The sequence below is a fragment of the Pseudoalteromonas sp. MMG012 genome, assembly GCF_018100875.1.
Classification (GTDB): Bacteria; Pseudomonadota; Gammaproteobacteria; order Enterobacterales; family Alteromonadaceae; genus Pseudoalteromonas; species Pseudoalteromonas aurantia.
In genome coordinates this window covers 1-11,499 of the sequence record NZ_JAGJEF010000107.1, presented here as the reverse complement: position 1 = coordinate 11,499, position 11,499 = coordinate 1, and the positions used below count along the sequence as shown (strand labels likewise).

The window sequence follows — 11,499 nt, the reverse complement described above, 5'->3', positions numbered from 1 at the left end:
TATGGACCCTGAACCGAGTTCAGGGCGACGAAGATGATAAAGCTTGTGGTGTATCTTATTTCTGTAGTCACGCATCGAGTGCTGTTTATGGTCATGTCTCCTGTTTTTTGTGCTTACATATCCTGTCGTGTTTGTTACCATTTTTACCGCATAACCGCTTAAAGAATAACCGAGGATATGCCACAACTATCGTCTTTCTGACGCAGGTCAGAATCTACTATTTTTAAGTGGCAGTATAGAATAAGTAAGCGTATGGACCCTGAATCAAGTTCAGGGCGACGAAGATGATGATCTTGTGGTGTTTGTGATCGTATCTGTGTGTTGTTTATTAGCATGTAATTTGTATTTGGGTTGTGATGGGGACTACGTGATCGAGCGTAACTCATATATCAGTGTTATCTGAAAAAGAAATGGCTTTGTATATGTAACGCCACGCGTGTTTGAACGAGTGGCGTTAAATTAAAGGGAACAGTTCTTTTTTAAGGCGTGTAGTTACCGACTAATTGAACATCCGTATAATTGTTGTGACCGAGTAGCATGATGTAGTATGTGCCAGCTTGTACATTGTTAATCGTACATGACTCATTACTGCCGACTTTCCAAGGGCGGCAGTCATAACTTGCTTTGGTAGGTGCTTCGCCAAATTTAACGTGCATATCGACATCACCACTGCCACCGCTGGTTGTAATGGTTAAATTGCTAGCACCAGCAGGCACAACCAAAGTATAAATCGACTCTTCATTTGTCGTACCTGATACGAGTTTTACGACGCCATTATCTAGTGAATTGCCGTTTGAAGCGCTGCTAATAGTTGCTGTTGTGGTTGTACTGGCTGTGGCGCCCTCATTATCAGTGACTGTGAGTGTCACTGTATATGTGCCAGCGGTACTATACGTATGGCTTGGGTTTGTAGAGCTACTTGTTGATCCATCACCAAAATCCCATGCTCTACTGGCTATTGACCCATCACTGTCTGAGGAGTTATTACTACTCATTGCTATTGCGGTGTTAACATTGCCAGAATACGGGCCATCGGTTAATGCTGTCGGTGCAGCGTTGTTATTCCCTGTCGTATATTTCCCCACAAGGTTCACATCAGTGAAGTTATCGTATCCGCGTAGCATAATATGGTACGTGCCAGCTTGAATGTTATCCATGACACATTGTTCAACGTTGCCCCCTTTGTATGGTCTACAGTCATGGCTATTTGTTGTTGGTGCTGCACCATATTTTACATACATATCAGCATCACCTGTACCACCACTGGTATCAAAGGTTAAGGTCGCTACGTTAGCTGGTACTTGCATGGTAAAGTGGACTTCTTCACTTTTCTGTCCTGATACCTTTTTACTGACACCATTGACTAATATATTGTCATCAATCGGTGCGCCATTTTGTATGTATCGAGCGAGTACAGTGACATCTGTAAATTCACTATCTGCTGGCACGTGAATATAGTTCCAACCTGCCTTTACATTAGGGACCAGTATTGTTTCATTGTTTGAGGGGCCGTTGGAGATATGATCATACGTTGTACTGTTAGGTCGTTTATCCCAGCGATGTAGTAAGTTTGCATTACCGCTACCATGGCGTAATGTGATTTCTAAGCTGACATCAACCAGACCAACAGGTACATTGAGCCCAAGTTGTACCTGATGGTTATTTGCTTTGTTTTCGATGCATATCGCTTTGCCCGCTGAAATATCTCTTGACTGACGCGGCCGATTCAATGCACATGCGTTTATGCCTGGTAACTCATCACCTTGAATATCACCGATATCAATGGGTTCAATCGGCGATGGTGGTCTGGTATTATCTACTGTACAGCCTGATGATGTGACGGTCGTTAACCAATTTGAAAAATCGGCATCAAAGGTTTTATTGGAGATCCAGCTATCGACCATACTGGTGCGATAAGATGCGTAATCACCCACTTTAAATTTGTCTAACATATTAAAAAATGTGGTATTTTGTCGCTCAAACATGTAACGCGAGGCTAAATATCCCCACGAATATATGCGATTTTGGCCAACACCATATTCATTGCCAAAGATGGTACTAATGTTATGAGTCGCATTGCCTGCTTCTGTTGCTGCCCCGTCATTACAATTACGGCGAGAAATATATTCCGCTATGCCCTCGCCATACCACACGGTTTTACCCGCGCCGTTAACGTCTCTAAAGTCACCTTGAGTGATAAATCGACCATCTAAATAGTGAATGTATTCATGGCGCAAATTCCAAATATCAAAGATAGGTCGAGCAGGTACTTCCTCATAGGCAAAGAATGTTGCTTGGTCGCCAGCTTTACTTGGGTCGCCTTCTAAATATAAGCCTCCATTATCAGTACTTGCGCCAAATAAAACGCCGCCATAGATACGCCATTCAGATGCGTCGTTAAATACAACCATTCTTAATAGATCATTGTCATCAGGTGTGACAGGAATACGATTTGTTTTTAGTGTTGTGTGGAAATGCTCTTCATGACTACGCAATGAACTACATGCCCAATCTAGTTGAGCTTGATTCATATCTTGTGCCCACATAAATAATGTACCAGAAGGGCAATTGATGCGGTCTTTTAATACACTAGAGATGATTTCATCTTTTTTACTACAGACATTATGCTCACTACATTTACCCCGATAATTCACCGCGTTAAGTGTCTGTAGGTATGCTCTTCTGCCGCTATCTGCTTCTAGCGGACCATAACTATTGAATACTTTATTAACTTCACTGACAAGGGTTGCTTGTATTGAAGAAAAGTGGCTATCATTTTTGCCGCTATATACGTTACCTAATTGATAACCTAAGTTATGCAAATGGTAATCTGTAGCGCCTTTGTCTAACCAATTGATATTATTGTGAATAAAGTTACCTAGCTTGGTAATAAATGCAGTGGTATGTTCAGCAGTTCGACAATCAGCAAAACGCGCGCAGGCATTTGGGATCCCCCAAATTGCTGCGGCAAATATGTCTCCCCAGCCTGTAACTTCTTCATAAGACTCGTCATAACGGTCCAGTAACTGATGTACAATAGGCATGTATTTTTCTTGCAAGCTTGCATTGTTGAGGTTAACAACGGCAAGCTCGATGACTTTGGCATTTTCTGCTGTTTTATCATACATATGGCTGTTGGCGAATAGGGCATCTAATGCCGATTTAGTCGCTTGTTGGTTTTCAGGTGTCAATAACTCTCGATTGCCATAATAGTAAAATGCTCTGATCCAATATTGCAGTGCCTGCATGTATTGATCGGCATCGGTCCCATTATAAGTAAGCGCTTTTGCTTTTGCTTCATTTGCAACGGTGATGATATTCGCTTGTGTAAAAGTGCCTAAACGCACAGTATCAGATGCGTCGGTAAACAAACGGCCCACACAATCATAGCTCTGTGTTTTTATTTGGGTTAGCAAGTTTCTACCAGAAGTGACAAAAGCGTTGTCGTTACAGTTTGTTGTGTCTGCATTTGCTGTGTTTAATGCGGCCGTATTTACAGCGTGCATTTTTACGTGCTGTGCATGTGCTTCATCAGCAGGGGTACTGTAATTATCAGCATGTAAAGCGATTGCTGAGGTTGTATTCTTGGCTTTGGCATGCGCGACAGCATCCGTGGCTGATGACGAGATGCCTACAGCCGGTGGGTTCGAAGAAGCTAATGCTGTTTGTACACACGTTGTGAGTAATAAGAGCGGGAGTGTTTTTATTATTCGCATTATTTATCTTCCCACATTATTTGTTTATTGCTGCGCAATGTCGTTGTAGTAGTGAACAACATAATCGGTGTTAAAAATTTTCTCACTGTTCAAATCCTTATATTTTATTATATGTTTTTCTTTAATGATTACAGCTAAATGCCCATTTCTTATTTGGTATATTTTATACAAAGTAAATTGAGCATAAAATATACTAAATGCAATTTCACAAAAATGCAATTTCACAAAAATGCAATTTTTTAAACATTTAAATGTAACAATTAATGGTTTTAGATTAAACGGTGTAATTTATTGATTTACAGTCCTGTTAATTGTTTATCAGTTCCTGAAAAGTAACATTTATGAAATAAAAACGACCAAAAGATGTTTTTTATTTGAATAATAAAAAAACCGTGCTCGATAAACATCAAAGCACGGCTTAATTTATTAGCTAAAGTATTTGGCGCGTAAACTCGCCAGAGATCATTGCTTATTCAGCTTCAATGGCATCAGGTTTCATACCCAGCTGTGCGGAGATGACACTATCCAAATTGAGTGTTTTAGTCAGTGCAATCGATAAATTAGTATCGGTATCGTCAATGGTAAAAATGGCACGTTGACCTCGAGTGTAGCTGAGAGTGTACCCCAATGACTCGGCGACGTGTTGTGCCACAACATAGGTGGGTAAGTGCACAATGATCTCACCTGTTAATGTATATGTTTCATGTGAATGAAGTTCTGCAACTTGGTCGCCTTTGTATAGTGCAGTGGAAGGCGCATCTTGAGCAACTTTCGCAAACGTTTGACCATTAGCCGAAAATGTGTGCTGGGATAACTCCACCGGCTCGGCAACTAATAATTCGTCAGCGGTTGCTTGGGTCATCAGTAGTAACGCGGGAATGAGTAGTAATTTCATGATTTATCTCCTATTTATGACCAATGAAACGAATATTCCAAGAGTTTAACGTGCCCTCTTCTGTGTTATTTCTGTGTGTAAAGCGAATATTTGGTTCTCCTTTGGCCGAAGGATTAAAAGTAAACTTTTCATCTACGCCTTGAGTATCAATCAAACGTAATGTCCATGTGCCTTTTGCTGATTCACCATAAAAGTTATGCGACAGCATTTGCGTTTCGGTAAAACCAGAGCGGCCAAAAATAGTGCCGGTACGAGGGGTCATTAACACACTGCGAGTGCCAGAGGGAGAAATAAGTTCGACTGCAACGTCGCGCGTACTGGTATGCTGCGCAGTCAATTGAATTTGCACAGCTTCCACGGTGATATCTTCGTGTTGCTGATAATGACTGGCTACCCCTGTGATATTTCCGTCAGGAATCGCTATATTGGCAACTATGTTGTTCCATACACTGATCTCAAGCGGAGGGAGGGGGGTGGAGTAAAACCGAGCCATATTAACTGCAGCGTCTACGTCAACGGCACCAAAACCATAAAAAGTATGAAAGTGGTACCCAGCTGCATTAGTTTGCCATGCAGGAATTGCATTGTAGTTATACGAATCACCATTTTTATGACTGAAATTCAGTGATACACCGGAATGTTCAGCGTCGATTTTGCGTGCTGTAGCGGCTAAAATATGTCGCACGTCACGCCAATTAAGCGCAGGGTTTGCTGACATGATAAGTGCAATAGCGCCTGCAACATTGGGGGCTGCAGATGATGTGCCATTCATTCGAGCATTGTAATCACAGGTAGGGTCAAGCTCATGTCCACGATGTAACGCATTACGACCATAAGCAGGGTTCCGCCCTCTATCACAGCCGGTCAAATCTGTGGTAATAATGGCAGGGGAGGTTGTACCATATTGCCCACCAGGGGCTGAAACAAAGACGTTAGATCCGACTTCTGAGTAAGATGATTTCACGCCATCGGCATTGTATGCAGATGTCACTAGGTTCCAATAGGTTGCGTCCATTCTTTCTAAATTAGAGTTTTGTACTGGAAGGCCTTGGTTATTCTCGTCAAAATAAATACGCCCTCTACCATAATTTTTTAATGTAATAGATTGAGACTGATAACTGTTCCCCGCAGATTTTACAAAGATTGCCCCTTTTCCACCATGAGAGTGGCGGGTGATCTCTTCTTGAGCATCATCGTTTCTTTTTAACCAAAGTGTGATTTCGTAATTGTACCTTTGTGGTGAAGTACGAGCACCGCCGTAACTTTGGTTAAATACACGAGGGAAGTCGAATGAAGCACGGTTAAAACCATCTGAATATAAGCCATGAGATTGCAACCAATTGGCTTCGTTCCATTTCTTTAATAGGTTAAAGCCAACAATTCCAGCGAGAGGTGCGACACCGCGACCACCAATACCATTATATGCAGAAGCTGCAATAATGCCGGCGACAGCAGTGCCGTGAGTGTCATTGGCATCTTTGGGTTTTAGGTTGGCAGAGTTTGTTAAAAAATCCCAAGAGCCAGGTTTGATATTGTTTATTAAATCAGGATGATCGAGTTGTACACCGCCGTCAATGACTGCCGCAGTTACACCGACACCTAATATACCTAACGCATGAGTTAAATCTAAGTTCATATCTTCGCCGACTTTACCACCTCGCTCAGAAAAAGCGGTTTGCCCAGTATTTTGTAAATGCCATTGCTGACTGGTGAGAGGGTCGCCTGCTCTGAGTACATACTCGACACTAGCCAGTGCGTTGCTGGAAGTTGCGAGGGCGATTGCCGTTGCAATATACGCATATTTTATTTTCATATTGATTGTTATCTTTTCTGTTGATTCAGCTAATATCGTACCTTATTTGGGTTTTAAAGAAAGAAAAAGGTTAATTTTTTGTTTTGTGTGTGAGTGTTTTAATCCACGCTTTTCCTTGTGTTTATTCATTCAATTATCCGGATAAGGTGATGTGTAAACAGACACAAACTTGGTATTTGTAGTTTTAACCGTCACTAATTCAGTCATGATTAAAAGCGTAGGCGTAGACTGTAAAATCAGGTATCAATTATTCTTTATGGTAGAAAATATGACTTGGGTTATATGCAGTATTTTGTTGTTTTTATTGTCACTTATTGCGGGGGGAATCGCATTGTTTAAAAAGCGAAAGTCTCTGGGGATCTGTAGTTTCATTGGACTGTTGCTTAGTGGAGTGCTTATGGGTAGCAGTGCTTTCCGTGATTTTTTTCAGTTAGATGAATGCTTGGATTTGGGTGGAAGATATAATTATGAAGCCAATGTATGTGAAAACGGCTAAGCAGTGTTGGGCTGTTGTTTGATGTTTATAAGTGACGATAATACCAAGGAAGGTTTTAAAAATGACGTAGCCAGTATGATTCTGCAATTTTCAATTGTCGCGTTGTTATTTTCTGACGAAATGTCCGTTTTAGTATTACGTTCATCATTTAGGAACACATCGGTAGAATAGATATCTACACACTCTGAAGCTGGCTTGTAAACTTGTTTAGGAGGGTTATGTGCTGATGTATTTCCGGTTGTATGCAGGGTGTTTGAGATACTCACTATAATGAAAAAAGGATTGTTTATGTTCAAAATTGGAAAATTAGGCGTGTTAAGTGCCGCGGTGTTAGTGGCTTTAAATACGCAAGCAACCACAGATCGAGATTATGAGAATCGTTGGTTAGATCCCAATGGTGATCCACTTTTAGCACTGCAATGGAATTTACTCAACAAGGGTACATTAAATGGCACAACGGCGGGTATTGACCTCAATTTATGGCAAAGTCATATTTGGGGGCATAAAGGTCATGGCGTGACCGTGGCGGTCATCGATTCAGGGGTCGATATGGATCACCCTGATTTAACAGACAATTTGATAAAAAACCCAGATGTTGATTCCCGTGCTCGTTTTGGTTCACATGGTACTAAGGTTGCGGGGATCATTGCCGCTACCCAGAATCAAATTGGGGTGCGTGGTGTTGCACCGCAAGCAAAAGTGATTTCCTACTATGGTTCTGGTGGACGTAGTTTTGATGAGTGGCGAGTGAGTCACGGTGATCATGAAAGCTCGAAAAATATCCGTGCTTTTAATAAAAGCTATGGAGTAGATTGGGCTATGAGCGTGCCTTACACGCATGAGGGCGCAGAGCTAAACTACCCAGGTATGGAGCGAGTGTTTGAAAAAGTATCGTTAATCACAAAGCACAGTGATGAAACTGTAGCAGATGAACGAACGGCCATTTTTGTTCAAGCCGCAGGAAATGGCTATCAAGGCACCGCATTGTTTGAAACATCTGCCGAAGGCCCTCGCTATATTGGGGCTGGTTGGCCTATTGATGATAATGCAGGGTTGCCATGGCAAAATTCTAATGCAGACTATGAAAGTGCCAATTTTTGGAATTTACCGGTCAGTGCAATAAGTGCAGATGGGGTACTTTCTTCTTATTCAACGGTAGGCAGTAGTATCTTTTTGACAGCGCCAGGCGGGAACGACCGGTTTACTCCGGGTCATACGACAACAACCTTCTCTTGTGAGTATTATAAACGGGCTTATCCAGATATAGTGACTGATTGTTCGGTCCTAGACAATGACGGTATAGAATACGGCTACTCTCACACAATGTCGGGTACGTCATCTGCGGCACCGAATACCGTGGGGGCAATTGCGCTTATGCTATCTGCTGCAGATCAACAGCAGCATAATCTTACGGCACGAGATATACGCCATTTATTGGCACAAACGGCCACCAAGGTGGACCGAGCACGTTCAGAGGTTGTGTTGAATGGCAGCGTTGCATTGGAGAGTTGGACTAAAAATGCAGCCAATGTTGAATATAGCCCAATTTATGGTTTTGGTTTACCTGATATAGATAAAGCGGTTGAACTGATACGGCGTTATGCCATCGAAAATTTACCATCAGAGTTAGTTAAAACACCCTGGTATGGTATTGATAGCAAAAATTTAAGCATTGGTATTGCGGATGATTCGACGCCTGCTACAGCTGAAATTGACGTGCAGGATGATTTATATATAGAGGCGGTACAAGTTCGTTTAGATATTGACCATACACGTTTATCTGACTTAAAGATTGAACTGGAGTCACCCAACGGTACGCGTAGCATCTTGATGTCTCCTTACAATAATTTAGTGAGTCGTCATATTGCAGAGGTACAAAACCAACCATTGACAGAAAAGTATCGAGGTTATCGTGACCATTTAATGCTCTCTTACAAGTTTTGGGACGAGAAAGCGAACGCCGTCAATGGTAAATGGACGCTTCATGTGACAGATGTGAGCAATCAAACCCGAAGTATCAATTGGAGTAATGATGGTGTCAAACAAATTCCATTGGCTAACAATAAAACGGTTGGTGTTATTAATAACTGGTCATTGCGAGTCATTGGTCACAAAAATAAAGTAACAAAAAAGAAAAGTTTATAGCGTTGATTACTTTATTGTATCGCGTTTAGCGTAAGAACGAAATTAAAAGGGGGGAAGCCCCCTTAATTGGTTAAGATGCTGTTGTAAAATTGACTAATGGCTGCCAATTCTCAGCCCATGTATGGTTCGTTGTTTCGTCCATATCCTTTAAAGACGATTGGATGAACTCGATAAAAACACGGACTTTTTCAGGCAAATAATCACGTTTTGTATAAATCGCAAAGACGCCATTATCGGGGGTAGGAGGCCTAAAGTAAGGGTAAAGTGATATCAGGTCACCTGAATCTAAGCCTTTTTTGGCTAGAAAGTGAGGAAGTTGTGCAAACCCAAAACCATCCGCACACATGTGTGCCATTGCTTCACCGTCATCGGTAATATGGCTGCGCTTTAATTCGTACGGTACGTATTCACCTTCTTCATTTGGTAAGAAAATAGGTTGTAATTGCTGTGTTTCTTTGATGCGAAAACCAATCCAATTATGTTGATGAAAATCATTGGCGCAACGGGGGATGCCGTGTTTTTTAATATATTGCGTCGACGCACAAATCAGGAAGTCCATTGGACTGAGTCGCCGGCAACTAAGCGGCTGTCTTTGATGTAACCCGTACGTAATGCAATATCTATATCAGCATCAATAATATCCACATGAAAATCACTGACTTGAAAGTCTAATGTAATGTCGGGGTAGCGCTGGCAAAAAGCCATGAGTAACGGGCGAAGATATAAGTGACCATAGCACACCGCTGCGCTAATGCTTAAGATACCACAGGGTGAGTCATTACGCTGTTTTAGCTCTTCTTCGCAGGCGCTTAAATCTTGGAGCATTTTACGGACCGTGTTTGCGTAGCGTTTTCCCGCTGAGGTTGTGCGCAATTTCCGCGTCGAGCGTTGAAAAAGCGTTAATTCTAATTGAGCTTCTAAGCGTGCAATCGCTTTACTGACCGTTGATGGGTCGGTATTACACGTTTTGGCGGCCTCAGCGAAACTTCCTCCATCACATGTGGCTAAGAAAACCTCTAATGCACGCAGTTTATCCATAATATCGTCCCACAAAGCCACTTCAATGACCTTAATATAGCATGGAAAATTTGTGAATTATATTCATGATAGATAGGTTTTTTTACCTGTTTTTTATTTATTTTCAGTTGCATAGAATTTATATACACACAAAATATTCAGTCTAACTGAAGGAGGTTGGATGAAGGACGCTAAGTTAGCGAGCGTATCTATCACGGGTGCCATGAGCTATGTACTGTTTGCATTTATTGCCATGGCGGGGTTGTCGTATATTAATTATTTGCCCGGAGTTGTAAATGCGCTGGCAGGCGGGATTGGGTTTACGGATGTAGAGGCGGGTGAAATTGTTGCACTCAATGGTTACGGTGGTTTGGTTGGCAGTCTTGTGGCAATTTTTCTGGTGAGACGAATTCGTTGGCGGCCGGTGATGTTTGTACTGTTAGCGACATTGGTTGCTGTGGACTTCGGCACTGGGTGGGTGGAAGATTACACCATGATGTTAGTATGGCGTTTCTTCGCAGGTGTGGTAGGCGGGCTATGTGTGGGTATTGCATTTGCAACCCTTGCTAAATTAAATAACCCTGATGCGGCGTTTGGCACTGTGCTATTTATACAATTTAGCGTCGGATCCTTGATCATTTATTTGCTTCCTGTTTTGGAGCAAAAAATTAATGCCTACGCCGTCTTTTATGTTATGGCAAGTTTGGTGTTAATGAGTTTAATAATGCTCATGTATGCACCATCTCTTCCAGAGAAAGCGCTACCACAACGGCAATCATCGATGTTGGTTGGGGTCTCAGGCCGAGCGATACTGTTATTGTTAGCAATTACTTGTTATCAAATTGCGGCCAGTGCTATTTGGACTTATGTTGGTTTGATTGGTCACAGTGCAGATATTGTCGAAACTAAGGCCAATTTATATATTGCAATTACGGGGTTATTGGGGTTGTTAGGAGCTATGTTACCGGTGGTTAGTGGTCATCATTTTGAGCGTAAATATATGATTATTTTCGGTATAACCTTATCCATGATAGCTGCTATTTTACTTAACTTTTCTTATTACACGCCGCTTTATATTGGTGCTATGGCTTTATTGTTTTTTTCATGGCCCGCAGTTCAATCTTACTTATTGGCCATCACCGCAGAAATGGATCGAACGGGCAGGCTATCAACGATGGCTGTGGTTGTTACTTCTGTGGGTTTAGCGACTGGACCGCTATTTGCGTCAAGTTTACTTGTGGATGGAGAGTTCACTGTGATGCTGTATGGCTGTGCAATCGTGTTCTTTGTGAGTTTTTTGTTTGTTATTTCAACGAACGCTGAAGCCAAGAGACTGCAAAGTTAAAAGTTGTTTTTCTATTAATATTTAACCTCAGCTTTGGATAAGCGAATTTGCCCAATAAAGCTATTTTTCTCA

7 protein-coding genes and 1 pseudogene are annotated in these 11,499 nt (G+C 41.8%); 4 read left to right on the top strand and 4 right to left on the bottom strand.

Annotated elements, in window-relative coordinates; genetic code table 11:
• Positions 1-227: hypothetical protein (locus J8L97_RS21295; protein ID WP_211052640.1), on the top strand; the 227-nt coding region annotated here is incomplete at its 5' end.
• Positions 228-479: 252 nt separating this feature from the next.
• Here J8L97_RS21295 and J8L97_RS23850 read toward each other — a convergent pair.
• The 3 genes from J8L97_RS23850 to J8L97_RS21280 form a co-directional block, all read right to left on the bottom strand.
• Positions 480-3,716 carry a collagenase gene (locus J8L97_RS23850; protein WP_211052639.1) on the bottom strand — a complete coding sequence of 1,079 codons (3,237 nt, stop codon included), beginning with the start codon at positions 3,714-3,716 and terminating at the stop codon, positions 480-482.
• Positions 3,717-4,185: 469 nt separating this feature from the next.
• Positions 4,186-4,611 (bottom strand): hypothetical protein, encoded by a 426-nt coding sequence (locus J8L97_RS21285; RefSeq protein ID WP_211052638.1) that lies wholly within the window; start codon positions 4,609-4,611, stop codon positions 4,186-4,188.
• Between the two features lie 10 nt (positions 4,612-4,621).
• Complete coding sequence (locus J8L97_RS21280) at positions 4,622-6,424, bottom strand: S8 family serine peptidase (protein ID WP_211052637.1); 1,803 nt, start codon at positions 6,422-6,424, stop codon at positions 4,622-4,624.
• 268 nt (positions 6,425-6,692) lie between these two features.
• Between J8L97_RS21280 and J8L97_RS21275 the strand changes: the two genes are divergently transcribed.
• Together J8L97_RS21275 and J8L97_RS21270 are read left to right on the top strand one after the other, a co-directional pair.
• Positions 6,693-6,920 carry a hypothetical protein gene (locus J8L97_RS21275; protein ID WP_211052636.1) on the top strand — a complete coding sequence of 76 codons (228 nt, stop codon included), beginning with the start codon at positions 6,693-6,695 and terminating at the stop codon, positions 6,918-6,920.
• 288 nt (positions 6,921-7,208) lie between these two features.
• On the top strand, positions 7,209-9,065 hold the full coding sequence (locus J8L97_RS21270; protein ID WP_211052635.1) for a S8 family serine peptidase: 1,857 nt from the start codon (positions 7,209-7,211) through the stop codon (positions 9,063-9,065).
• 70 nt (positions 9,066-9,135) lie between these two features.
• Here the strand turns inward: J8L97_RS21270 and J8L97_RS21265 are convergent.
• Positions 9,136-10,103 (bottom strand): annotated as a pseudogene (locus J8L97_RS21265) (LysR family transcriptional regulator).
• A gap of 160 nt (positions 10,104-10,263) precedes the next feature.
• On the opposite strand from J8L97_RS21265, the gene J8L97_RS21260 reads away from it, so the two are divergent.
• A complete protein-coding gene (locus J8L97_RS21260) occupies positions 10,264-11,427 on the top strand; it encodes an MFS transporter (protein WP_211052634.1) in 1,164 nt (387 codons plus the stop codon).
• The last annotated feature ends 72 nt before the right edge of the window (positions 11,428-11,499 follow it).